This window comes from Cryobacterium sp. TS_SC_7 (assembly GCF_056156285.1).
Window position 1 is genome coordinate 2,101,726 of record NZ_CM149589.1, and the last position, 22,770, is coordinate 2,124,495.

Annotated in this window: 25 protein-coding genes; 9 read left to right on the plus strand and 16 right to left on the minus strand. The window is 67.9% G+C overall.

Annotation, left to right across the window (positions count from 1 at the left end):
- Positions 1-51: 51 nt before the first annotated feature.
- Positions 52-1,716: an ABC-F family ATP-binding cassette domain-containing protein gene (locus AC0J5J_RS09620; RefSeq protein ID WP_474897744.1), complete on the plus strand. Its 1,665-nt coding sequence runs from the start codon at positions 52-54 to the stop codon at positions 1,714-1,716.
- A 38-nt stretch (positions 1,717-1,754) separates the two neighbouring features.
- On the opposite strand, the gene AC0J5J_RS09625 is transcribed toward AC0J5J_RS09620, so the two are convergent.
- The 8 genes from AC0J5J_RS09625 to AC0J5J_RS09660 form a co-directional block, all read right to left on the minus strand.
- Positions 1,755-2,816 (minus strand): zinc-binding dehydrogenase, encoded by a 1,062-nt coding sequence (locus AC0J5J_RS09625; RefSeq protein WP_474897746.1) that lies wholly within the window; start codon positions 2,814-2,816, stop codon positions 1,755-1,757.
- Between the two features lie 66 nt (positions 2,817-2,882).
- Positions 2,883-3,599, minus strand: coding sequence for a deoxyribose-phosphate aldolase (gene deoC, locus AC0J5J_RS09630; protein WP_474897747.1), 717 nt, complete (start codon positions 3,597-3,599; stop codon positions 2,883-2,885).
- A gap of 155 nt (positions 3,600-3,754) precedes the next feature.
- Positions 3,755-3,901 carry a hypothetical protein gene (locus tag AC0J5J_RS09635; RefSeq protein ID WP_166785592.1) on the minus strand — a complete coding sequence of 49 codons (147 nt, stop codon included), beginning with the start codon at positions 3,899-3,901 and terminating at the stop codon, positions 3,755-3,757.
- Between the two features lie 77 nt (positions 3,902-3,978).
- On the minus strand, positions 3,979-4,707 hold the full coding sequence (locus AC0J5J_RS09640) for a hypothetical protein (protein ID WP_474897749.1): 729 nt from the start codon (positions 4,705-4,707) through the stop codon (positions 3,979-3,981).
- Between the two features lie 130 nt (positions 4,708-4,837).
- Positions 4,838-5,902 (minus strand): sigma-70 family RNA polymerase sigma factor, encoded by a 1,065-nt coding sequence (locus AC0J5J_RS09645; RefSeq protein ID WP_474897751.1) that lies wholly within the window; start codon positions 5,900-5,902, stop codon positions 4,838-4,840.
- A gap of 102 nt (positions 5,903-6,004) precedes the next feature.
- On the minus strand, positions 6,005-6,718 hold the full coding sequence (locus tag AC0J5J_RS09650) for a GAF and ANTAR domain-containing protein (protein WP_134425897.1): 714 nt from the start codon (positions 6,716-6,718) through the stop codon (positions 6,005-6,007).
- The gene (locus AC0J5J_RS09655; protein WP_134425896.1) at positions 6,711-7,430 is read right to left on the minus strand and encodes a GAF and ANTAR domain-containing protein; all 720 of its coding nucleotides are present in this window, start codon (positions 7,428-7,430) and stop codon (positions 6,711-6,713) included. The genes AC0J5J_RS09650 and AC0J5J_RS09655 overlap by 8 nt, the downstream gene beginning before the upstream one ends.
- Before the next feature lie 105 nt (positions 7,431-7,535).
- Positions 7,536-8,030 carry a MarR family winged helix-turn-helix transcriptional regulator gene (locus tag AC0J5J_RS09660; protein WP_474897753.1) on the minus strand — a complete coding sequence of 165 codons (495 nt, stop codon included), beginning with the start codon at positions 8,028-8,030 and terminating at the stop codon, positions 7,536-7,538.
- A 233-nt stretch (positions 8,031-8,263) separates the two neighbouring features.
- Between AC0J5J_RS09660 and AC0J5J_RS09665 the strand changes: the two genes are divergently transcribed.
- Both AC0J5J_RS09665 and AC0J5J_RS09670 read left to right on the plus strand, forming a co-directional pair.
- Positions 8,264-8,530 carry a hypothetical protein gene (locus tag AC0J5J_RS09665; RefSeq protein ID WP_134425894.1) on the plus strand — a complete coding sequence of 89 codons (267 nt, stop codon included), beginning with the start codon at positions 8,264-8,266 and terminating at the stop codon, positions 8,528-8,530.
- Between the two features lie 252 nt (positions 8,531-8,782).
- Complete coding sequence (locus AC0J5J_RS09670) at positions 8,783-10,057, plus strand: glycosyltransferase family 2 protein (protein ID WP_474897755.1); 1,275 nt, start codon at positions 8,783-8,785, stop codon at positions 10,055-10,057.
- A 20-nt stretch (positions 10,058-10,077) separates the two neighbouring features.
- Here the strand turns inward: AC0J5J_RS09670 and AC0J5J_RS09675 are convergent, their stop codons facing one another.
- Entirely contained in the window at positions 10,078-10,608 is a 531-nt protein-coding gene (locus AC0J5J_RS09675) for a pyridoxine/pyridoxamine 5'-phosphate oxidase (protein WP_134425892.1), read from the minus strand.
- 74 nt (positions 10,609-10,682) lie between these two features.
- On the opposite strand from AC0J5J_RS09675, the gene AC0J5J_RS09680 reads away from it, so the two are divergent.
- A complete protein-coding gene (locus tag AC0J5J_RS09680; RefSeq protein WP_134425891.1) occupies positions 10,683-11,576 on the plus strand; it encodes an NAD-dependent epimerase/dehydratase family protein in 894 nt (297 codons plus the stop codon).
- 30 nt (positions 11,577-11,606) lie between these two features.
- Here the strand turns inward: AC0J5J_RS09680 and rbsD are convergent, their stop codons facing one another.
- The 6 genes from rbsD to AC0J5J_RS09710 all read right to left on the minus strand — a co-directional run bounded on the left by rbsD (position 11,607) and on the right by AC0J5J_RS09710 (position 17,488).
- Positions 11,607-11,990, minus strand: a complete 384-nt coding sequence (gene rbsD, locus AC0J5J_RS09685) for a D-ribose pyranase (RefSeq protein WP_134425890.1) — start codon at positions 11,988-11,990, stop codon at positions 11,607-11,609.
- Positions 11,987-12,910, minus strand: a complete 924-nt coding sequence (locus AC0J5J_RS09690; protein WP_474897757.1) for a ribokinase — start codon at positions 12,908-12,910, stop codon at positions 11,987-11,989. The genes rbsD and AC0J5J_RS09690 overlap by 4 nt, the downstream gene beginning before the upstream one ends.
- Entirely contained in the window at positions 12,907-13,851 is a 945-nt protein-coding gene (locus AC0J5J_RS09695; RefSeq protein ID WP_134425889.1) for a substrate-binding domain-containing protein, read from the minus strand. The genes AC0J5J_RS09690 and AC0J5J_RS09695 overlap by 4 nt, the downstream gene beginning before the upstream one ends.
- 73 nt (positions 13,852-13,924) lie before the next feature.
- A complete protein-coding gene (locus tag AC0J5J_RS09700; RefSeq protein ID WP_134425888.1) occupies positions 13,925-14,896 on the minus strand; it encodes an ABC transporter permease in 972 nt (323 codons plus the stop codon).
- An 11-nt stretch (positions 14,897-14,907) separates the two neighbouring features.
- The gene (locus AC0J5J_RS09705) at positions 14,908-16,422 is read right to left on the minus strand and encodes a sugar ABC transporter ATP-binding protein (RefSeq protein WP_474897759.1); all 1,515 of its coding nucleotides are present in this window, start codon (positions 16,420-16,422) and stop codon (positions 14,908-14,910) included.
- A gap of 34 nt (positions 16,423-16,456) precedes the next feature.
- Positions 16,457-17,488, minus strand: a complete 1,032-nt coding sequence (locus AC0J5J_RS09710) for a LacI family DNA-binding transcriptional regulator (RefSeq protein ID WP_134425909.1) — start codon at positions 17,486-17,488, stop codon at positions 16,457-16,459.
- A 208-nt stretch (positions 17,489-17,696) separates the two neighbouring features.
- Between AC0J5J_RS09710 and AC0J5J_RS09715 the strand changes: the two genes are divergently transcribed.
- The 3 genes from AC0J5J_RS09715 to AC0J5J_RS09725 all read left to right on the plus strand — a co-directional run bounded on the left by AC0J5J_RS09715 (position 17,697) and on the right by AC0J5J_RS09725 (position 19,974).
- Positions 17,697-18,047, plus strand: coding sequence for a toxin-antitoxin system YwqK family antitoxin (locus tag AC0J5J_RS09715; protein ID WP_474897761.1), 351 nt, complete (start codon positions 17,697-17,699; stop codon positions 18,045-18,047).
- A gap of 135 nt (positions 18,048-18,182) precedes the next feature.
- Positions 18,183-18,455 (plus strand): hypothetical protein, encoded by a 273-nt coding sequence (locus tag AC0J5J_RS09720; RefSeq protein WP_474897763.1) that lies wholly within the window; start codon positions 18,183-18,185, stop codon positions 18,453-18,455.
- 85 nt (positions 18,456-18,540) lie between these two features.
- A complete protein-coding gene (locus AC0J5J_RS09725; RefSeq protein WP_474897765.1) occupies positions 18,541-19,974 on the plus strand; it encodes a DUF222 domain-containing protein in 1,434 nt (477 codons plus the stop codon).
- An 87-nt stretch (positions 19,975-20,061) separates the two neighbouring features.
- Here AC0J5J_RS09725 and AC0J5J_RS09730 read toward each other — a convergent pair whose 3' ends face one another.
- A complete protein-coding gene (locus AC0J5J_RS09730; RefSeq protein WP_134425883.1) occupies positions 20,062-20,898 on the minus strand; it encodes an SDR family NAD(P)-dependent oxidoreductase in 837 nt (278 codons plus the stop codon).
- Positions 20,899-21,128: 230 nt separating this feature from the next.
- Here AC0J5J_RS09730 and AC0J5J_RS09735 point away from each other — a divergent pair, with 230 nt between their 5' ends.
- Together AC0J5J_RS09735 and AC0J5J_RS09740 are read left to right on the plus strand one after the other, a co-directional pair.
- Positions 21,129-21,746, plus strand: a complete 618-nt coding sequence (locus AC0J5J_RS09735) for a hypothetical protein (RefSeq protein WP_474897766.1) — start codon at positions 21,129-21,131, stop codon at positions 21,744-21,746.
- Positions 21,747-21,961: 215 nt separating this feature from the next.
- Positions 21,962-22,759 carry a 2,3-bisphosphoglycerate-dependent phosphoglycerate mutase gene (locus AC0J5J_RS09740; RefSeq protein WP_474897768.1) on the plus strand — a complete coding sequence of 266 codons (798 nt, stop codon included), beginning with the start codon at positions 21,962-21,964 and terminating at the stop codon, positions 22,757-22,759.
- Positions 22,760-22,770 lie beyond the last annotated feature (11 nt).

Sequence of the window (22,770 nt, forward strand, 5' to 3'; positions counted from 1 at the left end):
CGGCGGGCACGCGGGCACGCGGGCACGGCGGGAGTCTGAGAAAATAGACGGATGACCGCAACACTCGTGGCCAAGGGCCTGGCCGGCGGGTACGCGCACCGCACACTCTTCGAGTCGCTCGACCTCACCGTGGCGCCCGGCGACGTCGTCGGCGTCGTCGGCGTGAACGGATCGGGCAAGTCCACCCTGCTGAGCCTGCTCGCGGGCCTGGCCGAGCCTCAGGCCGGCACCGTGAGCCTCGCGCCGGCCGACGCCTTCGTCGGCTGGCTGCCGCAGGAGCACGAGCGTGTTCCCGGCGAGACCGTGGCCGGCTACGTGGCCCGGCGCACCGGCTGCGCCCAGGCGACCCTCGAGATGGATGCCGCGGCATCCGCTCTCGGTGATCTCTCGCCTGCCCCGCGCCCGGACGGCCTCGATCCCGCCGACGTCTACTCCGCCGCCCTGGAACGGTGGCTGGCCAGCGGCGCCGCCGACCTTGATGAGCGGATGCCCGTGGTGCTCGCCGAGCTCGGCCTCACCCTCGGCGCCGCCGACGCCACCCTGATGACGTCCCTTTCCGGCGGTCAGGCCGCGCGGGTCGGGCTCGCTGCCCTGCTGCTGTCCCGCTTCGACGTCGTGCTGCTCGACGAGCCCACCAACGACCTCGACCTCGACGGCCTGGCACGGCTGGAGTCCTTCGTCACGGGCCTGCGCGGCGGGGTCGTGCTCGTCAGCCATGACCGTGAGTTCCTGGCCCGGTGCGTGACGCGCGTGCTCGAACTCGACCTCGCGCAGGGCGCGAACCGGGTGTTCGGCGGCGGTTACGACTCCTACCTGGAGGAGCGCGAGACGGACCGCCGGCACAAGCGCGAGCACTACGACGAGTTCGCGGAGAAGAAGGCCGACCTCGTGGGCCGGGCCCGCACCCAGCGGGAATGGTCGAGCCAGGGCGTGCGGAACGCCCTGAAGAAGGCACCCGACAACGACAAGATCCGGCGCAAGGCATCCGCCGAGTCCAGTGAGAAGCAGGCGCAGAAGGTGCGGCAGATGGAGAGCCGCATCGCGCGCCTCGAGGAGGTCGACGAGCCGCGCAAGGAGTGGCAGCTCGAATTCACGATCGGCGCAGCGCCGCGGTCGAGCTCGGTGGTGTCCACGCTGAGCAACGCGGTTCTCCGCCAGGGCGATTTCACCCTCGGCCCGGTGTCCCTGCAGGTCAACGCGGGCGAGCGCATCGGCATCACCGGCCCCAACGGCGCCGGAAAGTCCACACTGCTGCGCGCGCTGCTGGGGCGGCAGGTTCCGGATGAGGGCACGGCCGACCTCGGGGCCAGCGTGAGTATCGGCGAAATCGACCAGGCCCGGGCCCAGCTGGGCGGCACCCGGCCCCTCGCCATCAGTTTCGAGGAGCTTGTGCCCGACCTGTCCACGGCCGAGGTGCGCACCCTGCTCGCGAAGTTCGGGCTCAAAGCCGACCACGTCAACCGCCCCGCCGCCGACCTCTCCCCCGGCGAGCGCACCCGCGCCGGCCTGGCGCTGTTGCAGGCCCGCGGCATCAACCTGCTCGTGCTCGACGAGCCCACGAACCACCTGGACCTGGCCGCCATCGAGCAGCTCGAGCAGGCCCTCGAGTCCTACGAGGGCACACTGCTGCTGGTCACCCACGACCGACGGATGCTGGCCAACGTGCACACGGACCGGCACTGGCAGGTCGACAACGGCCAGGTGACCGAGGCCTGACCTGTCCCGGGGCTGCGGCCAACCCGCCGCGGGCGGCTCTACGAGGGGTGGGTCGGGAGGATGACGATCTTGCCGATGTGGCGCCGGGCGGAGAACTCCCGCTGGGCGTCTGCTATCTCGGTCAGGGCGAACGTGCTGCTGACCTGGGGGCGGACATCCCCGGCCCGGGCGAGCTCGACCAGCCGGCGGAAGTGAACCCGGGTGTGCATGGAGGAGCCGATCAACTGCACGTTGTGCAGGTAGAGGCGACGAAGGTCGAACTCGATCACCGGCCCGGCCACGGCCCCCGCGATCACCCATCGCCCGTTGTCCCGAAGCAGCGGCATCAGGGCCGAGAGCCCCGGGCCGCCGGCGATGTCCGCGACCACGTCCAACCCCGCCGGAGCGGCGGCGGCGATCTCGGCGAGCATGTCCGGTGCATCCCGGTTGAACACCTGGGTTGCCCCGTTCGCGAGCACCGCCGTCCCCTTGGACCCACTGGTGATCGCCAGAACGCGCGCGCCCCGGGCCGCTGCGAGCTGAACGAGAGCGAGACCGACACCCCCGGACGCTCCCGTCACCAGCACGGTCTCGCCACCCTGCACGTGCGCGCGTTCAAGCATGCCGATCGCCGTGCCAAAGGCCACGGGCAGGCACGCCAGCTGCTCGTCAGACAGCGGGGACTCCTGCACGTCATGGGCGTGGGACGCGTCCACGGCGACATACTGCGCGAACCCGCCATCGGCCTCGCTGCCCAGGTATCCCACCGGTGACGCGTTCTCGTCCTCGGATCCGTAGAGGGCAGGGTCCACAAGAACCCGGCGGCCGATCAGCTCCCCCGTGACATTCCGCCCGACCTCGACGACGACACCGGTGATATCCCCACCCTGGATGCGCGGGAAGTCGAACGACCCCAGCCAGCCGGCCTGCGCGGCGGGGTCCTCCGGCAGGCCGTAGGCTCCCTGGCGGGTCCAGATGTCGGTGTTGTTGACCGCGGCCGCGCTCACCCTGACCAGAACCTGGTGATCCAAGGGCTGTGGACGGGGCCACTCGTGGTGCAGCTCCAGCACCTCGGGGCCACCGAACTTCGTCAGAACGGCCGCAGTCATGGTGTGAGTCATGGGTCAAGCGTGCCAGTGTCAGCGCCCGCATGCGAACGCGGGCGCGGCACCGGTGGTCCGAGGCGGTTAGTAGCTGCCGGCCGCGCCGGCCGGAGTGGCACCGGAGAGCAGTGCTGCGCTACCGGAGACGCCGAGTCGGGTTGCGCCGGCCTCGATCAGGGCCAGTGCGTCGTCGAAGCTGCGAACTCCGCCGGATGCCTTGACCTCTGCCCGGTCGCCTACGGTCTGCTTCATCAGACGCACGGCGTGCACGGTCGCGCCGCCGGCCGGGTGGAAGCCGGTGGAGGTCTTGACGAAGTCGGCACCGGCAGCAACGGATGCCTGGCACACGCCGACGATCTCGGCATCCGTCAGCGCTGCGGACTCGATGATCACCTTGAGCACCAGCGGAGCCGGGATCGCGGCCCGCACGGCCGCGATGTCGGCCTGCACGTCGTCGAACCGGCCGGCCTTGGCCGCGCCGATGTCGATGACCATGTCGACCTCGTCCGCGCCCTGCTCAATGGCCAGGGCGGCCTCGGCGGCCTTGATGACGCTGTGGTGCTTACCGCTGGGGAAACCGCAGACAACCGCGACCTTGACGTCGGCGCCGGCGGGGATGCGGAGCGGCAGCATCGAAGGGGAGACACAGATCGAGTAGGTTCCGAGCTCGGCGGCCTCGGCGATCAGCGCCGCCACGTCGGCGTCGGTGGCCTCGGGCTTCAGAAGAGTGTGGTCGATGTATCGGGCGACAGTGGCGGCGTCGAGGGACGATGCGGAGTCGAGGGAAAGGGTGGATGTCATTGTGGTGCGTCCTTAGGTGATGACGAGTTCGGGATGCCTTGCGACGTCGAAGCGACATCGGCGGGTGTGGCGAGCCCCGATTCACCGAACTCCTTAAACGACATTACGCGCCCATCCTTGGAAGAGCCCACTACTCCGCGCCCTCGGCGACTTTCTCAGGACCTCGGACGGGTGGCGCCGGCGGTCCTCGGTCGGCGCCGCGACGACCGCGCCTTCTGAATCGCCGCTTTCCCCTGCGGGCTGCGCAGATACTTGACGACCAGGGTCAGAACAACGGGGATGTACTTGAGCAGTCGTGCCATGACGATCTCTTTTCGTTTGATGATGTGCGAGCGAACGTGCGGAAGCGGCGTGGCCGAGCAGCCCGCCCATCCTGGAGTCAGCGGCCGAGGACTGCGCGGTCCACGCGACGGTGGAAACGCATCCCGGCGAGTCCGCCGACGATCGCGCCGAGGAGGCTGACCAGAACGATGACGAGCGCGGTGATGATGCTGCCCGCGGTGAGGTCTCCCGAATTGAGCGGGATGCTCGGCAGGCTGTTCAGATTCCCGAGAACGTTGAGCTCACCCCCGGCGATGACACCGATGATTCCGGCCACGGCAGCGATCACGATCGCCCACACCCAGACCGCGATTCCCTGCTTGACGCCGCTGAAGCGGGCCATGCGACCGGCAACGTAGCCGCCGCACAGGTAGGCCACGAACACCACGACGGCCAGCACAATGGCACCGACCAGTGCGATGGTATCGGCGTTCTCGGCAACGTTTCCGGCTGCCTGGTCAGCGGAATCCGACCCACCCAGGCCGACTGCGGCTCCGGCTGCGGCGAACAGGGCGGTCAGGATGACTGCGGTCCCGGTGGCTGTCAGCCAACCGAAGAAGGCCGATCCCCACTGGATCCCGCCGAAGCGGGTCTCGTCGCGGACGACGACCTGTTCGCGGCCACCGACCTCGTCGCGGGTGGTCGCCCCGGCGCCCGCGGACACCGCAGCGCCGGAACCGTGGTCATCGACGTTTCGATTGATCGGTGTGCCGCCATTGATATGTGAATCGGAATTGATCGGTGAACCGGAATTGATCGGTGAACCGGATGAGTCGTGTGTCGCCATGGTGAGTGCTCCTCTACTGATCTCTTATGACGTAGTCGTATCTCGGACGACGTTCGTCACAGGATCAGGCAAGGAATTTCGGGGTCGTAAGCAGATTCCCGGCAACGGGGTGCGGGTTCGCCGACGAGTTCTACTCTCTGAGATAGAGCTCGAGTGCCGGTACCCGCATCATCGCCAGGGCCCGCTTCTCGATCTGCCGGATTCGTTCCCGGGTCACGCCCTCCCGGGCGGCGATTTGGTCGAGCGTTCGGGGTTGATCGCCGTTGAACCCGAAGCGGGCTTCCAGGATCATGCGCTCCCGGGTCGGCAGCGCATCGAGATGGAAGGTGATATCAGACCGGCGCAGAGCCAGTTCTGCGTATTCGTCGGGCTGCGGCAGGTCGCCGTCCATGATCAGCTCGGAGATATCGGCCAGACCCTCGCCGAGCGGGGTCTGATACGAGATCGGCTCACTGTCCCAGTCGAGCAAGGCGCGCACGTCGGCCACGGGAATCCGGCTCTCCTCGGCCAACTCCGCCAGGGTGGGCTCGCGACGCAGGATGCCGGTGAGGTCACGGCGAAGGCGCTTGAGCCTGTTGAGCTTTTCCACGGTGTGCACCGGGATCCGAATCGTTCGGGCGGTGCCGACCATGCCGCGGTGAATGGACTGCCGGATCCACCAGATTCCGTAGGTGGAAAACTTGTATCCGGTGGTGAAATCGAATTTCTCCACCGCCCGCAGCAGCCCGATGTTGCCGTCCTGAACGAGATCCATAATGGGAATCCCGTGGCCGGAGTAGTGCTTGGCAACGCTGACCACCAGACGCAGGTTCGCCTCGATGAACCGGCACTTCGCCCGGTCACCGTCTCGGGCCAGCCACTCCAACTCCCGGGTCAGATCCGGTTCCGTGGCACCCCGGGAGAGTCTCTCTGCCGCGAACAGGCCGACCTCCATCCGCCGGGCCAGGTCGACCTCTTCCTCCGCGGTGAGAAGGGCCACTCTGCCGATTTTCCGCAGATAGTAGCCGAAGGTGTCCGTCGGTCCCCGACTGAATCGTGCCGTCGTGGCAGGCGGCACGATGGTCGGAGCTGCGGTCAGCCAGGGATGAGCCGGATCGGACTCGGGTTGCTCCGATTCTTCGGTTGGGGATTCCTGATCCGGCGAGCTCACGAGCTGACCTCGGTCACGGTCACGCCAACACGTCCGCATTGACATGAGGATTCGTCACTATCAAACATAAGGACCTGTCCAAAGATTTGAACATCAATCGTACGCGCCGGATCGAGTGTTCTCAAGAGAAGAACACCCACCCCGGGGTCAGATGACGAGCGTCTGATCCACGAGCCCCTGGGCAACCTGGGACAGCATCACGCGGTTGCTGCGAGCGTAGGTGCGGAGCAGAACGAACGCTTCCTCCATCGAGACTCCGCGCGAATGCGAAATCACACCTTTGGCTTGTTCGATCACGACTCGGGACGTCAACGCGCTCGTCAGTTGCTCCCGCACCGAATTGCTCTCTCGGAGCGTGCGTTCCTGCAGAATCCCGATCGTGGCCACATCGGCCAACGCCTGGGCTGCCCGCACATCCTGCTGCCGCAGGGCCCCGGGAACCGTGGACAGCAGGTTGAGAGCGCCGATCGTCGTCTCCCGCAACCGCAACGGAATCGCCGTGACCGCAGCGAAACCCTGCTCCCTGGCGCTGTCCCGAAAGCGCAGCCACGCCGGCGGGCTGTCCTCCACATCCGGAAGCGACACGACCGTGCCCGTGGTGAAGCACTGCACGCACGGACCTGCCCGGGCGCTCAGCTGCATGACCTCGACCAGCCGGCTGGCTTCGCTGGTCGAGGCGACGACCTCGAGCTCACCGTCTGCGTCGGCCAGGAGGATGCCCGCCGCCGCAATGTCCAGGAGGTCGGCGCAGCTTTCCACCAGGGTTTGCAGGAGATCCACCACGTCGTAACCGGCGACCAGGGTGTCCGCCAGGGTCGCGAACGTCTCGATCAGGCGGTCTTCTCTCGTTGCCTCAATCATGAGAGCCCTCGATCTGATTCTCATTCACCGCAAAACTCAGTCGCCGGTCGATGATCTCCTGCGCGATCTCCTGCATCGGCCGGCCGGCGGCGAATGCATGGCCCTGGATGACCAGCAGAGCGTCTGTGGCGGCAATCCCCAGTTGCGCCAGCACCATGCCCGTGGCCTGATGCACCTCGCGCCGGGAGAACTGTCGGCTGGATTCTGCACCGCCCTCGATGTCGCCCTCGGCCAGCCGGATGGCTCGAGCGAGCACGAGGCGGCTGACAACGGTCGCGAGCCCGGAGGTCTGCCGGATGTTCAGATCGCTGAGGTGTCCCGGCCTGGTCGTGTACAGGTCGATCGCCCCGATTCGCAGGGGCCCCAGCAGCAGGGGAAAGGCGAACAGGGCACCCAGGTCGTCATCGATGATGGCCTCCGAGAAGACCGGCCACACCCGTGTCGGCCTGTGACGGATGTCGGGCTCGAGAATCGGGGCCCGGGTCGCCAGCGCATCCCAACAGGGGCCTTCGCCCAGATCCAATTGCAACTCGTCCAGTCGTATCGATTGCGCGTCGCTGGCCGAGACCGTTTCGGCAGGCAGGAAGTCGCCGAACGTCGAAATGGACAACCCGTCCACCGGCAGCACCCCCAGCAAGGGCTCATACAGCCGCGACTCATCTCCCGCCAATGCGGTCAACGCGCCTTCGGTGGCTTCAAATCGATCACGCATGGCACTCGTACCTGCGCTTCCGATTTCTGCTTCGATTGAGACCTGCCCACGTCATAGTCCGAACGTACTCCGCCGATGGCGAATCGGAAGATTCTGCACCATCCGTCAGGCGCTCCTGACTGCTGGAATCTGCGTTCCGGCAAGGCCGTCCTCCAGGTCGTAGCCGAGCGCCGCAGCGATACTGAGCAACTGCGCCGCGAGCAGCGACTGCTCTTCGTCCGACATTTGGCCCTGGACTGTGCCGACCCGTGCACGAAAATCGCCGTAAATGCTGTCCATCAGCGTCTCGCCCGCCAGCGTCAGTTCCAGAAACAGGCTGCGCCGGTCTGCCGGGTTGGCAACTCGACGCACCACGTTCCGGGCAACCAGTCGGTCACAGATCGCCGTGACCGCGCCCATTGACAGGCCTGTGGACCCAGCCAACGTCTTCGGTGTCACCCGGCCTGCCTCCGAAATCCGAAAGAGCACTCGAATCTCCGACCCCGTCAAGCCGGCTTCCGCCGCCATCCCCGCACGGGTCTTGTCCAACGCCCGGAGCAGGACTATCACCGCGGCGGTGACACCCTCGAGCACCTGGACGGAGCCGCTTTCCTTGAACATGGTTTCTCCCGACAGCGACGACGCGAATACAACCGGAGCCCCGGCGAATCCGCCTCTACCCTAGCGATGACTGCACTGTTCTTCCAACATGGAATATCACGAACTTGGAATAGTTTGAAATCCAAACTAATGGCTATAGATTAAGCCCCGACGCCAATTCCCTACGGCATCATCCGAACTCTGCCGGGCCACCCGTAGCGCCTCGGTGTTCGCTGAGAGACAGGTCTGCATCGATGAACGAGTACCGTCTGACCGTGAATGGCGACCGCTACGTGGTCGACACAATCGATGACCTGGCGGCATGGAAGACCTCCGTCGCCGCCGCCGTGCAGCGCGGCGGCGGATTCATCGATGTGACCAATTCCGCCGGATTCCTGACTTCCCTGCTGATCACTCCGAACTCGACCGTCACAGTGCAGCGGGTCCATCTCCCGGAACCACGACCGGAGCCCTGGACGCAGCTCCTCTCCGATGAGGCCTTCACCTACGAGGACTTCTAAGCCGACTCGATCACCCCTGAACTGGTGTCTTCGGAGCCTCCGCGCCGCACCCGCCGCGGCGTAGATTTGACCTAACCACCTGGGGGCCAGGTGCAGCAGCCGTGACTCACACGTCCCGCACCTGGGGCACACATGACCGCGCTCCACCCGCGCCGGGGCGACGACCCGGCGCCACCGCCGACACCACGAACCTCGCCCTCGCCGCACCGAGCGCCTGGACACCGGTTCTACCTGTCCGTCACCGTGAAATTCGTGCTGTCCGTTCTGTTCGCACTCAGCTGGACCGGTGCATCCGTTTGGATCTCGTTGCCGTGGATCACGGATTTGTCTCGCCTGACCGGCGACCCGGCGGCGTGGATCATCGTCTCCCTGGTCGCCTTCCTGCCGGGCTTCGTGGTCGCGCTGTTGAGCCTGTCGCTGCTGCTGGATCGCCAGCCGCCGTTCCGGGTGAGCAACCCGGTCACCCCGCTGACCATCATTGTGGCGGCCCGCAACGAACAGGACGGCATCCGCGAGACCATCCGCTGCATCGGAGGCAGCGACTACGCCGGGCCCGTGACGGTGATCCTCGCCGACAACGGCTCCGAGGACGCCACGGCCCGGTTCGCCGAGCTCGCAGCAGCCGAAGCCGACGTGGCACTGCTGGTCGCGCGGGAACCGGCACCCGGCAAGTCACATGCGCTGAACACGGCACTCCGCCAGGTCACCACGCCGTATGTGATCACCGTCGACGCGGACACGCTGCTGCACCGTGAGGCTCTGCGTCGCCTGATCTCCCGGCTCGAATCGTCACCGGCCGATACGGTGGCCGTGGCCGGCGCGGTGCTCGTGCGCAACTCCCGTGTCAATCTGCTCACCCGCATGCAGGAGTGGGACTACTACCTCGGCATCGCCGCGGTGAAGCGGATGCAGGGGCTGTACCGGTCCACCCTCGTGGCCCAGGGCGCATTCTCGGTCTACCGCACCGCGAATGTCACGGCCATCGGCGGCTGGCCGGATGCCATCGGCGAGGACATCGTGGTGACCTGGAAGCTGCTGGAGCAGGGCGGACGGGTGCTGTTCGAACCTACCGCTGTGGCGTTCACCGAGGCGCCGACCACCGTCCTGCACTTCATGCGGCAGCGCGCCCGCTGGGCTCGCGGCATGTTCGAGGGTCTGCGCGCGGTGCCGCCGTGGCGTCAGAAGCACCGTCTGGCCGGAACCATCAGCGGCATCGACTACCTGATCCCGCTGCTCGACATCGGCTACGGGCTGATCTGGGCGCCCGGCCTGGTGCTGTTCGTCGCCGTCGGCAACACGGCCGTCGTCTCGGTCTGGGCGCTGGCCGTGCTCCCGATCACGCTGGTGATCTACGGAAGCCTGCGCGCTTTCCAGAGCAATCGCGTGTTCGGCCCGCTCGGACTGCACGTGCGCCGCAACCGATTCGGCTATCTGACGTTCCTGCTCGGTTACCAGGTGCTGTGCTCCTACGCCTCGCTGGTCGGCTACGTGCAGTTCCTCGCCGGATCCGCGCGCCGCTGGAAGTAGGCGCGCGCCGACGCCGGGGTTCAGCCCTCGGCGGGAATCAGGTAGCGGTGCCGCACGTGCTTACGGCCGGGGTCGGCCTGCCAGAACTCGACCTCGACCGGGCGCAGGGCGTAGAGCTGCCAGGTGGGGTTGGGTGTTCCGTCGGTGCTGGGCCGCTCGGACCAGTCGGCTGCCGAGGCATCCGCCGACAATTCGACGACCGGGCCGACCACGCGAACCTGACGGCCGAGCGCCGACCAAAAGAAATTCATCGCGGCCACCGGATGCTCCGTCAGCTCCCGGCCCTTGCGTGACAGCCGTGAGGAGGCGAAGTGCCAGCCCTCGGCGTCGAGGTTCTTGAGGATGAGCATGCGCGACGACGGCATTCCCTCGGCGCCAACGGTCGCGAGACTGAAGGAGTGCGGCTGGGGGACTCCGGCCGCGAGGGCCTCGTCGAGCCAGACCCGGAACAACTCGGCCGGGTCTTCCGGGGCCGAGGCCGGGTCGAAAACCGGAAGATCCGCGGGGAAATCCGGCAGGGAACGCAGCATGCTGCGGAATGTTTCGCTCACGGTGTGAGCCTACCGGGCGACGCTGCTCGCATTCAGTGAGGGCCGCTAGCGTTGCAGGCAAACGAAGGAGCGAGATGACGGTACTCATTGCAGGATGCGGCGACCTCGGCACGGAAGTCGGCCTGCGCTTCGCGGCACTCGGCCACCACGTGGTGGGACTGCGCCGCAACGCGGCCGTGCTCCCCGCCGAAATCGAGGGGCAGTCCGTCGACCTCAGCGCGCAGAAACCGGCCGTGCCGGTCGACACCGAGATCGTGGTCGTGGCCATCGCGCCCGGCAACCCTGACCCCGCGGCTTACCGGGCGGCCTACGTCGACGGCCTCCGGAACCTCCTCGACGCCCTCGACGAGGCCCGCGTCACCCCCCGCCGGGTGCTCCTGGTGTCATCGACCGCCGTCTACGACGTGTCCGACGCAAGCTGGGTCGACGAGCAGACGACGGCGAACCCGAAGCCGGGCACCGACGCCATCCTGCTCGAAGCCGAACAGCTGCTGCACGCCCGACTCCCCCAGGCCGTCATTTTCCGGCTGTCGGGCATCTACGGCCCCGGCCGGGAGCGGCTGATCGCCCAGGTGCGGGGCGGCCGCGCCACCCTGTCAGCCTCGGCCCGGCACACGAACCGAATCCACCGTGACGACGCCGCGGCGGCGATCGTGCACCTGATGCTGCGCGCGGAGGAGCCCGCTCCCCTCTATCTGGGCGTCGACAGCGCTCCAGTGCGCAGCAACGAGGTGCTGGTCTTCCTGGCCGGGGAGCTCGGCCTGCCGGCCCCGGCGGCGGAGGCGACACCGGCGGAGGAGGCCGCGGCGGCCGCGGGAGCATCCGCCGCAACGCGCGAAAGCCGGCGCGGAGGCGACAAGCGCCTCCGCAACCGGCTGTTACTCGACACGGGGTTCACGTTCCGCTACCCGACCTACCGCGAAGGCTACCGGGCCGTGTTGGCGGGCAACGGCATCCGTCACCCCTAGCGGCGCCGGGTCCGTTCGAGAACCAGGCGACTAGAACGAAACGCCGCAGACCAGCGCCGCGTTCGCGAACGGCGTCGCCTCACCCGAGCGGATGAACAGCTTGGCCGAGGCCGAGAGCTGTTTCAGTTCGGAGTGGCTGATGTATTCGATCGCGTCGAACCGGTCGGCCAGCCACGTGCCCGCGGGGGCGGTCTTCGCCTCCTCCGCGGCCACGCAATGCTGGAACACCATCTCCTCGAGCAGGGCGTCGAGCACCTGCTCGAAGCGCGGCACACCGTGCACCAGCGCCAGGTCGATCACGGGCACGCCGGCCGGGATCGGCATGCCGCAATCCGCGAGGAGAACGACATCCGTGTGCCCGAGGCGGGCCAGAGCGCCGGAGAGGTCGGCGTTCAGGATGCCGCGGCGCTTCATGCGTGCACCTGCGGCAGTTCGTCGGCCAGGGACGGATACGACGTCTGCGTTCCACGCCCCTGCACCGCGAAGGCGCCGACGCGCACGGCTCGGCGCACGGCCTCGGAAAGGCTCGACCCGGCCGCCAGCTGCGCGCTGAGGGCACCGACGAACGCGTCCCCGGCCCCCGAGCTGTCCACCGCGACGACCCGGGGCGACGCCACGCTGTGCGTGCCGTCCCGGTCGGCGCAGATGGCGCCCTTCGCGCCGCGGGTGAGCACGACGGAGGGAATCCCCGCTTCGAGGAGCCGGGCGACGAGCTCGGCGTCCTCGGTGGGGATGACGGTGTTCGGGGTCAGCTGGGCGAGCACGAGGGCAGCCTCGTGCTCGTTGACGACCAGCGGGTCGGCACGACGGATGCTCGCGGCATCCAGTTCGATCACGGGTGCCAGGTTCAGCACCACGCGGCCCGTGGCCAGCCGCATGGCCGCCACGATGCCGGCTGCGGGGATCTCACCCTGCAGCACCACGACGGCGGCTTCGGCGATGACGGACGCGCCGGCCTCAACGGCCTCCGCGCCCAGCTGGGCGTTGGCGCCGGGGATGATCACGATGGTGTTCTCCCCGCCGGCGTCCACGGTGACCAGTGCCAGCCCGGTCGGGCCGTCCACCGCGTGCACGTGCGAGAGGTCCACTCCGGCGCGGGTGAGGATCGCGGTCGCGACCTCGGCCTGCGGGTCCCGGCCCACGAGGCCGACCATGCGCACCGTGGCGCCCAGCTGGGCGGCCGCGACGGCTTGGTTGGCCCCTTTCCCTCCGGGGAGGAACTCCATCGACGTTCCGATGAGGGTCTCACCGGGCAGCGGGTGGCGTTCGATGGTGATCAGCTGGTCGACGTTGATCGACCCGACGACGACGACCGTGCCGGCAATGTCATTCACTTGGTGAAGTCGCCGACATTCGTCTTCGTGACGGAGACGACCTCAACCGGGACGGTCTTCTCGATCTTGTCGCCCGCGATGGCCTTGATGGCGAGTTCAACGGAGAGCTTGCCGAGTTCGGCCGGCTGCTGCGCGATGGTGGCGACCAGGGTGCCTGCCTCGATGGCGGCGAGTCCGTCGGACGTGCCGTCGAAGCCGACGACCGAGACCTCGGTGCCGGCACGCGAGCCGAGCGCCTGGATGGCGCCGAGGGCCATTTCGTCGTTCTCGGCGAACAGGCCGGTCACGGCGGGGTTGGACTGCAGCAGGTTGGTGGTCACGTCGAGCGCGGCGGCACGGTCGAAGTTGGCGGTCTGCTTGGCCACCACGGTGATGTCCGGGTAGGCCTTCATGCCCTCTTCGAAGCCCTGGCCGCGGTCGCGGCTGGCCGAGGTGCCGGAGACACCCTGCAGGTGGATGACGCTGCCCTTTTCGCCCATGGCCTTGGCGAGTTCGTCGGCGGCCTGACGGCCTCCGGCCACGTTGTCGCTGGCGACGAGCGAGTTCAGGTCGGCGCCGTTGACGGTGCGGTCGACGCCGATGACGGGGATGTCGGCGCTGAGCAGGTCGTTCACGGAGGAGGAGGCGGCGTCGGAGTCGACCGGGTTCACGATGACGGCCTTGGTTCCACCCGAGGCGGCGGTGGCGAGCTGGTTGGCCTGCGTGGCCGAGTCATTCTGCGCGTCGACGATGTTCAGCTGCACGCCGGCTTCGTCGGCGGCGGCCTGGGCGCCGTCTCGCAGTTCCACGAAGAACGGGTTGTTCAGGGTGGAGAGGGCCATCACGATCTTCGTGCCGGACGCCTCGTCCCCGCCGCCCCGGCCGCAGGCCGTGGTGCCCACCAGGATCAGGGCGGCGGTGGCGGTCAGTGCCGCGATTTTGCGAAATGAGGAGGACTTCATTGTGTATTCCTTTGGGGTGTTGATGGATGAGGTGGGTGAGGTGACGGGTAACGGATGCCGGGCGTCGGCCGGGTCAGCTGCTACGGGTCTTGCGGCGCAGCACGTCGATGCCCACGGCGAGGGCGATCACGAGGCCGATGACGACCTGCTGCCAGAACGACGTCACGTTGAGCAGGTTGAGCCCATTGCGGATGACGACGAGCACGAGGGCGCCGACGAAGGTGCCCGAGATTTTGCCGAGGCCCCCGGCGAGTGAGGCGCCGCCGATCACGACGGCCGCGATGGCGTCGAGTTCGTAGCCGGCAGCGGCCTGAGGCTGCGCGGAGTCGAGGCGCCCGGCGAGGAGCAGCCCGGCGAGGGCGGCGAACAGGCCGGCCAGGGCGAAGACCGTGACGAGGATGCGTTTGACCGGCAGGCCCGACAGCCGGGCGGCTTCGGCGTTGCCGCCGACCGCGTACATGGAGCGGCCGATGACGGTGCGGTTGAGCAGGAAAGAGGCGGCGAGTGCGGCCAGCACCAGGATGATGATGGGCATCGGGACCGGTCCCACGTTGCCACCGAGGAAGGAGACCTCGGCCGGCATTTTGATCGGGCGGCCGTCGGAGATGACCAGGGTCAGCCCGCGGGCCACGCTGAGCATGGCGAGCGTGGCGATGAATGAAGGCAGTTTGCCGTAGGCGTTGGCCAGACCGTTGATGGTGCCGGCCAGCGTTCCGACCAGGAGACCGCCGATGAGGGCGAGCCAGCCGGGGAGGCCGGCGCTGGCGAACATCCAGCCCGACGACATTGCCGACAGGGCCGCCACGGCACCGACCGAGAGGTCGATCCCGCCGGCCACGATGACGAAGGTCATCCCGAAGGCCAGCACGGCCACCGTGGATACCTGGATGCCGATGTTGAGCAGATTCTGCGCGGTCAGGAAGTCGGGAGTCGCGATGAACAGGGCGATGCAGAGAACGACGAGGCCGACGAGGGCGCCGTTGTTGGCGAGGAATTTCTTGTAGTCGAAGCTGCGGCGCTTCGCCGGCACGGTTGCGGTGGACATGGTGTGGTTCCCTATCTCTGTTCGTGATTCTCGTCGACATCGCGGGCGGCGAGTGTCATGACTGCGTCCTGGGTGGCCTCGGCGGCGCTGAGCTCGCCGGCGAGCCGGCCGTCGCGCATCACCAGGATGCGGTCGCTCATGCCGAGGATCTCGGGCAGCTCGCTGGAGACCATCAGAATCGCTCCCCCGGCCGCCGTGATCGCGTTCATCAATTCGTAGATCTCGACCTTGGCGCCCACGTCGACGCCGCGGGTGGGTTCGTCGAGCAGCAGCACCGTGGAGGCGGCGATGATCCAGCGACCGAACACGGCCTTCTGCTGGTTGCCTCCGGAGAGTGCGCCGATCGGCTGGTCGATGGTGTGCATCCGAATGCGAAGTTTCTTGGCCACGTCGCCGGCCCGGCTGCGCTGGCCGGCGAAGTCGACCAGGCCCAGCTTCGCGGTGGAGGACAGCGTGGCGTAGCCGAGGTTGTCGTTGACGGATGCGTCGAGCACCAGCCCCTGCCCCTTGCGGTCTTCGGGCACGTGCCCGACACCCGCGGCGATCGCCGCCTGGATGCTGCCGTTCGGCAGGTGCCGGCCGCGCACGGCGACCGTTCCGGAGGTGTACCGGTCGGCGCCGGCGATCGCCCGGATCAGTTCGGTGCGTCCGGCACCGACCAGCCCGGCGATGCCGAGCACCTCACCGGCCTTGACGGTGAAGCTGATGTCGGTGAAGGAGCCGGTCGAGGTGAGGTGGTCGACCGCGAGGATCTCGGGCGCCTCGCTCACGTCACCGGTCACCCGGGGGAACTGGTCCTCGATGCTACGGCCGACCATGAGCTTCACGAGGTCGTCTTCGGGGGTGGAAGCGGGGACCTCGGCGATGAACTCGCCGTCGCGGAGCACGGTCACGGTGTCTCCGACCTCGGCGATCTCGTCGAGGTGGTGGCTGATGAACAGCATGCCCACTCCGCGCCGGCGCAGGTCGGCCATCACGGCGAACAGGCTCTCGGTCTCGTGGCGGGTCAGCGCCGCGGTGGGCTCGTCCAGGATCAGGATGCGGGCGTTGATGCTCAGGGCCTTGGCGATCTCCACCAGCTGCTGCTGGGCGATGCCGAGGTCCCCGACCAGGGTGTCGACACTGACGTCGAGTCCGATCAGGGCGAGGGCGGCGCGTGCCCGGTTGCGCAGGGCGCTGCGATCGACCATGCCGTGCTTGGTCGGCATCCGCCCGAGCATCACGTTCTCGGCGATGCTCATGGTGGGAACGAGGTTCAGTTCCTGGTGGATCGTGGCGATGCCGAGTTCCTCGGCCGCGCGGGTGGTCGGCAGGGTGACCGTCTTACCGTCCACCACGATGTGGCCGGCATCCGGCTGGTACACCCCCGCCATCATCTTGATCAGGGTGGATTTGCCGGCGCCGTTCTCGCCCAGCAGTACCTGCACCTGTCCGGCGTAGACGCTGACGGTGACGTCTTTGATGACCGTCACCGGGCCGAAGGTCTTGCCCACATTCTGGAGGGTGACCAGTGGTTGTTGACTCATGTCAGTTCTTTCTCGGGCTCGGCCCGGCTGCGGGTTAAACGAATTCTGGTGAGAGAGGTGTGGGTGAGACGGGCGCCGAGGACGACCCGCGGATGATCAGCTCGCTCGGCAGGACCACCGACTCGGGCGTGCCGCCGCCGATGACCTCGAGCAGCATCTTCACGGCGATGCGGCCCATCTCCTCGACGCTGTGCGAAATGACGCTCAGCGCCGGGTCGAGCAGCGCGAACCACTCGATGTCGTCGAAGGCGATCAGGGCCACGTCGCGGCCGATGCGCAGCCCGCGCCGGTGCAGGATGGCGATCGCACCCACGGCCATCGGGCTGTCGGCGGCGAGCAGCGCGGTCGGCGGCTGGCGCAGTTCGAGAAGCGCGTGCACGCCCGCCGACCCGCTGGCGGCCTGGAAGTCGCCGAAGTACACGAGCTCGGGATCCTGACTGAGGCCGAACTCGGCCACGGCGCGGGTGAAGGCGGCGAAGCGGTCCCGGCCGGTCGAGATGCTCTGCGGGCCCGAGATGTAGCCGATGCGGGTGTGCCCGGCGGCCGCGAGGTGTTCGACGGCCTGACGGATGCCGGTCTCGCTGTCGGTGGTCACGCTCGGCACGTCGACGCCGTCCACGGTGCGGTCCACGAAGACGGTCGGGATCTTCCGCTGGATCAGTGAACGGATGCTGCCGCTGCCGTCCCCGAGTGGTGACACGACGATGCCGTCCACCCGCCGGGAGATCAGGGTGTCGAGGTACCGGTCCTGCTGTTCCTTGCGCTCATTCGCGTTGCCGAGCAGGGTGACGTAGCCGGCAGCCAGGGCGGCCTGTTCGACCGTGTGGGCGAGGTCGGCGAAGAAGGGGTTGCGCACATCCGATACCAGCAGGCCGATGGACTCGGTGTGCGTGCTGCGCAGGGCCCGCGCCTGGGCGTTGGGTCGATAGTCGAGCTGGGCGGCCGCGGCGACGACGTTGGCCCGAGCCTCGGGCGAGGTGGCCGGGCTGCCGGAGAGCACCCGGGAGGCGGTGGCCACGGAGACGCCGGCGAGGGCGGCGACATCCTTGATCGTGATGGCGACCATGTTCACCTCTTCGTGTTCGTACGGGTACGTAGCGCACTCGTGTGTGTGCCTGCGCTGTTCTCGTGGAATCGTTTCCATGGAAACGATTCCATCCTAGATCTACCCTGTTGCGACTGTCAATGCGTTCACGCGAATGTGGTGCGGATTGAATCACGGCCCGGGGCGACGAAACACGAAGTAGCATGCCGGTACAGCGCGGGAGGCCACCATGAAGATTCAGCGGGACACCTATCAAGACGGAACGCTCATGGGTGAGGGACCCGTCGTCGCCGGCAAGAAGCACGGACCGTGGCGCAATTGGTACCGCAACGGCCAGCTCAAGGCCGAGGGCGCCTTCGTGCACGGGGAGTTCGACGGCCGCTGGACGTGGTGGCGTGAGAACGGCGAACTCCTCCAGAAAGGCGACTTCGTCGAGGGCAAGCAGGACGGCCCCTGGCAACGCTGGCACGAGAACGGGACCCTTATGGACACGGGAGCCTGGCGAGCCGGCAAGCGCACCGGCGACTGGACCTTCTACAATCCCGACGGCTCCCTCCGAAAGTCCCAGACATTCCGCTAGCCTCTCTCCTCGCGGCGCACCGTGTAGAAGCAGGCGCACGCTCTAACCAGCGCCGCGAGTCGGCGCTGCGGCCACCCGGGCGCTCCCGGTGGTCAAGCCTGTCGAGACCCGGCAAGCCGCCCTGTCGAGCCCCCAGTGGTCGACCCTGTCGAGACCCCGGTGGTCGAGCCTGTCGAGACCCGGCAAGCCGACCCGCCCCCGGTGGTCGAGCCTGTCGAGACCCCGGTGGTCGAGCCTGTCGAGACCCGGCAAGCCGACCCTGTCGAGACCCCGGTGGTCGAGCCTGTCGAGACCCGGCAAGCCGTCCCTGTCGCGACCCCGGTGGTCGAGCCTGTCGAGACCCGGCGAGCCGACCCTGTCGCGACCCCGGTGGTCGAGCCTGTCGAGACCCGGCGAGACAACCCGTAACTGCTTAGAACACGACTTCGAATATCTGTCTATAAATATATGACAAACTCTCGACTACACCTACTAACTCTGCTATTCTCGACGCATGACCACCACCGCAGACGACCTCAGGCAGGCAACGGATGCCGTCGCCCGCCTGGGCTCCTCCTGCGCCGACTACGAGGCCCTGCCCGACGCCGAGGTGCTGGCCGGCCAGAAGCAGATCGCAGCCGCCCGCCGGCTCCTCGACACCCGCTCCGCCTGGATGGCCGCGACCATCGCCCGCCGCTCCCGGCCCGAGCTCGGCCACTCCGGCCTGGCCGCACAGCAGGGCTTCCTCTCCCCCGAGGCTCTCATCCAGACCGTGACCGGCTCGACCAAGAACGACGCGTTCAAGCTCGTCGCGGTCGGCACGATGATGGCTGACGCCGAGGCAGCGGAGAAACTGGTCGAGGCGGCCGTGGAGTCGCCCGACGCGGATCCCGCCGCGGTCGCGGAGTTCGTGGCGAAGGTGCCGTGGCAGGCACCGATCGCCCGAGCTGTCACCGACGGCAGCCTCTCGGTCGATGCGGCCGAGTCGATCCGTTCCGGCCTCGGCCAGATCGACGCCGCGGTCACTGCCGAGAAACTCGGCACAGCCCTCGAGACGCTCCTCGTTGAGGCCGCGTCACTGAACGCAGATCAGGTCTTCAAGCTCGCCCGGCGCCTGCGCGACCAGCTCGACGAGGCCGGCATCGCCGCCCGGGAGAAGCAGGCCCACGACGACCGGTTCCTGCGGGTCTACCGGCTCGGCAACGGCAAGGTGCGCCTGCACGGCCTCTTCGCTCCCGAAGACGGCGAGTTCGTGCTCTCGGCTTTTGACTCCGTGACCAGCCCTCGCCGCGGAGGGGTGCGCTTCGTCGACAAGGAGAGGGCCGCCTGGGCGAAACGTGTGCAGGACGACCCGCGCAGCACCGAGCAGATCGCCGCCGACGCCCTCGTCCAGCTGCTGAAGATCGCCGGTGAGGCCGACCAGGGCCGGGTCTTCGGCGGCCGCCGCCCCTCGGTGCGGGTCATCGTCACCGAGAAGTCCCTCAAGACGGATGGACCGGTGCCGGCCGAAGCCGCCGCCCATGGTCAGATCGAGGGCAACCCCGTGCCGATCTCGCAGGAGACCATCGACCGGCTGCTCTGCGACACCGGAACCCGCGGCATCCAAATCGACGACACCGGCCAGATCATCAACGTCGGCCGTGACGAACGACTCTTCACCGAAGCACAACGCGCCGCGATGGGAGTGCGTGACGGCGGCTGCCGGTGGGTCGACTGCGACCGATCACCGGCATGGAGCGAAGCGCACCACATCAACGAATGGTTGAAAGGCAACGGGTACACCGACCTTGCCGACGGAATACTCCTCTGCCATCCGCACCACCTGCTCCTTCACAACCAGCACTGGACGATCATCCGCACCGGAAACGACTACTGGCTACGACCACCGGTCGACGTCGACCCGGAACAAACGCTGATCGCATTGCCCAGCAAGAGGGCCACCCTGTGATCCGCAGACCGGATTCCCTGGGTCTGCCGTCTACTGACGTCTGTGCGACGTTGCCGTCCTCGCGCCCTCAGTCCGCAGCAGGCACGATCAAGAGCGGCCGGTGAACTTGTCCATGGAGCCGTAGACACCGAAGATGCGACCGGCGACGACGTCCCACAGGGGCAGGGGCAGCAACCCGCGGGCCACCTTCGAGAGCTGGACCGTCCACGGCATGGTGAGCATGGGCGCTCCGGCGAGCATCGCCTTCCAGACCCGATCGACCACGTACTCCGGCGTCATCACCGGCGTCAGAAGCGGTCCGCGAGCACCCTCGAACATGCCCGTCGAGATGTAGCTGGGGCTCACGGTCGTGACCTTCACATGCCCGTAGCGCTGCTGAAGCAGCTCCAGACGCAGAGAGTCGCTCCAGCCGATCAGAGCAGCCTTGGATGCGGCATAGACGCTCATCCGCGGGTTCGAAAGCATCCCGGCCGCCGACGCGATGTTCACGATGCGCGCCGCACGACCTTGATTCGCCATCATCGCCGGCAGGAACTCACGCGTGATGTACATCGGTGCGAGCGCGTTGATCTGCATGGTCGGCCGGGTGTCGGCGCCGTTGTCGTGCTCCCAGAAAAAGGCGCCGCGCACGATGCCGGCGTTGTTGATCACGATGTCCGGATCACCGACCTCGGTGCGCACCCGCTGCGCGGTCTGGGCGATCGCACCGAGGTCGGCGATGTCCACGACGTACGGCGCCACGATCGTTCCCTCGCCCGCGCGATCACCGAGGATGCCGGCAACACGAGTGAGAGCCCCGGCGTCACGATCCCAGAGGATCACGGCCTTCGCCCCCTCGGCCACGGCCCGCTCAGCGTAGAGGCGGCCCATGCCGCTGGCGGCACCGGTGATCAGCACAAGGGCTCCGGAAACGGTTCGAGTCATGGGCCCATCATCCCAAGAAGATGAGCCGAGTGGTGCACATTGAACACCCCGCATCCGGGCTGACACGTCGAAGTCATCGTGCGCTCCGAGCGCACCGGGGTCGTCGCCCGGTCACCGCAGGTGCTGCCAGGCCCGACCCGTCACGACCCGTGCCGCGGTTCCAGCGCCTACCCAGCGACGGGTGGAATCGTAGAGGACAACGCCCCAGACCCCGAGCCAAGGAGCACACCATGGGATTCTTCGACCGCCTCTTCGGCACCGAGCCCCAGCAGCAGCCGCAGCAGGGCCGCGCCACGGCGCCTCAGCGCACCGACGACGAGATCGCCGTCGAACGCTACCAATACCTGCTGCGCACGGCACCGCCCGAGACGATCGAGCAGGTTCACGCGGAGGCCTTCAGCAAACTCACCGATGAACAGCGCGACCTGCTGTTCCGCCAACTGAGCGAGAACGCCGAGGCAAGCGAGCGCCCCGCGAACGCCGAACCGGCGACTCTGGCCCAGGCCGCCACCCGGGCAGAGCTGCGCCAACCCGGCACCCTCACCCGCGCCTTCGGCAATCAGGGCCAGGGCGGGCAAGGTCAGGGCGGGCCGAGCTTCGGCAGCATGGTCGGCAGTTCCCTGCTCGGCACCGTTGCCGGCTACGTGATCGCGTCGACTCTGATGAGTGCCTTCCTTCCGATGGATTCCGGAGCGACGGATGCCTCCGGCGACGCCGGATCCGGCGATTCGGGTTCCGGTGACTCCGGCGGCGACGCGGGTTCCGGCGGCGACGCGGGCGGAGGGGACTTCGACGGAGGCGGAGACTTCGGCGGCGGCGGCGACTTCGGCGGCGACTTCGGCTTCTAAGCCCCTCGACCCCCGCGAGACCGCACCGCTCCCCTCTCGCGAGAGCGCACAATCTGCCCCCATGGCGCCGCTGAAGGGGCACATTGTGCGCTCTCGCGGCCGGGTGGCGGGAGCGGCGGGGGCTGTAGCCTGAAAAATGCGGCGGAAGACGTCCGCGACGCCTTGGGCTGCGACATCCGCTGCCAGGCCAATGAGATTGAACAGGGCTGGTAACCGTGCGCAAAGCGGGAGTGTTGATCGTGCTGCGGCACGGCGAGAGCACCGCGAACGCCGCCGGCCTGTTCACGGGCGTGCTGGATGCGCCGTTGTCAGAGCAGGGAACCCGCGAGGCCCACGCGGCCACCGCCCTTCTGAACGCGGCGCTACCCCTCGACGTGCCGCAGGTCGACACCCTTCTGCCTCCTCCCGCAGCCCCGGTCATCCTCTTCACCTCAACGCTGACGCGTGCGCGCCAGACCGCCGCCATCGTCGCCGCCGGCCTGGCCCGCCCGCTCGCGGCTCTGGAGGCGGATTGGCGCCTCAACGAACGCAACTACGGCGCGCTCACCGGCCGGTCCAAAGACGATGTGCGCGCCGAGTTCGGCGAAGCGCAATTCGTGGCCTGGCGCCGCTCAGTCGCCGAGGCCCCACCCGCGATGGGCGACCGGCTCTTCGACGAATTCGCCGCCACCGCCCTGTTCCGCGCCCTGCCGCCCGCCGCGCTGACCCGAACCGAGGCGCTCAGCGACGTCATCCGTCGAGTGGATGCCTTCCTCACCGAGCGCGTCGACCCGCTTCTCGCCCGCGGCCGGACCGTTCTCGTGATCGCGCACGGCAACTCCCTGCGTGCCCTGTGCGCGGTGCTCGACGATCTTTCCGATACGCAGATCCGTGACCTGAACCTGCCCACCGGGCAGCCGCTGGTCTACCGTTTCGATTCCCAGGGGCATCCCACCACGCCCGGCGGCCGTTACCTCGACTCCGTCGCGGCGCTGGCCGCCGCCATCACCCTCGCGAACGAGGGCGGAACCTAGCTCGCTCTGCG

Coding starts and splice junctions, on each gene's coding strand:
- AC0J5J_RS09620 (WP_474897744.1), top strand. CDS start 52: ATGACCGCAACACTCGTGGCCAAGGGCCTGGCCGGCGGGTACGCGCAC.
- AC0J5J_RS09625 (WP_474897746.1), bottom strand. CDS start 2,816: ATGACTCACACCATGACTGCGGCCGTTCTGACGAAGTTCGGTGGCCCC.
- deoC (WP_474897747.1), bottom strand. CDS start 3,599: ATGACATCCACCCTTTCCCTCGACTCCGCATCGTCCCTCGACGCCGCC.
- AC0J5J_RS09635 (WP_166785592.1), bottom strand. CDS start 3,901: ATGGCACGACTGCTCAAGTACATCCCCGTTGTTCTGACCCTGGTCGTC.
- AC0J5J_RS09640 (WP_474897749.1), bottom strand. CDS start 4,707: ATGGCGACACACGACTCATCCGGTTCACCGATCAATTCCGGTTCACCG.
- AC0J5J_RS09645 (WP_474897751.1), bottom strand. CDS start 5,902: ATGTCAATGCGGACGTGTTGGCGTGACCGTGACCGAGGTCAGCTCGTG.
- AC0J5J_RS09650 (WP_134425897.1), bottom strand. CDS start 6,718: ATGATTGAGGCAACGAGAGAAGACCGCCTGATCGAGACGTTCGCGACC.
- AC0J5J_RS09655 (WP_134425896.1), bottom strand. CDS start 7,430: ATGCGTGATCGATTTGAAGCCACCGAAGGCGCGTTGACCGCATTGGCG.
- AC0J5J_RS09660 (WP_474897753.1), bottom strand. CDS start 8,030: ATGTTCAAGGAAAGCGGCTCCGTCCAGGTGCTCGAGGGTGTCACCGCC.
- AC0J5J_RS09665 (WP_134425894.1), top strand. CDS start 8,264: ATGAACGAGTACCGTCTGACCGTGAATGGCGACCGCTACGTGGTCGAC.
- AC0J5J_RS09680 (WP_134425891.1), top strand. CDS start 10,683: ATGACGGTACTCATTGCAGGATGCGGCGACCTCGGCACGGAAGTCGGC.
- rbsD (WP_134425890.1), bottom strand. CDS start 11,990: ATGAAGCGCCGCGGCATCCTGAACGCCGACCTCTCCGGCGCTCTGGCC.
- AC0J5J_RS09695 (WP_134425889.1), bottom strand. CDS start 13,851: ATGAAGTCCTCCTCATTTCGCAAAATCGCGGCACTGACCGCCACCGCC.
- AC0J5J_RS09700 (WP_134425888.1), bottom strand. CDS start 14,896: ATGTCCACCGCAACCGTGCCGGCGAAGCGCCGCAGCTTCGACTACAAG.
- AC0J5J_RS09705 (WP_474897759.1), bottom strand. CDS start 16,422: ATGAGTCAACAACCACTGGTCACCCTCCAGAATGTGGGCAAGACCTTC.
- AC0J5J_RS09710 (WP_134425909.1), bottom strand. CDS start 17,488: ATGGTCGCCATCACGATCAAGGATGTCGCCGCCCTCGCCGGCGTCTCC.
- AC0J5J_RS09715 (WP_474897761.1), top strand. CDS start 17,697: ATGAAGATTCAGCGGGACACCTATCAAGACGGAACGCTCATGGGTGAG.
- AC0J5J_RS09725 (WP_474897765.1), top strand. CDS start 18,541: ATGACCACCACCGCAGACGACCTCAGGCAGGCAACGGATGCCGTCGCC.
- AC0J5J_RS09730 (WP_134425883.1), bottom strand. CDS start 20,898: ATGACTCGAACCGTTTCCGGAGCCCTTGTGCTGATCACCGGTGCCGCC.
- AC0J5J_RS09735 (WP_474897766.1), top strand. CDS start 21,129: ATGGGATTCTTCGACCGCCTCTTCGGCACCGAGCCCCAGCAGCAGCCG.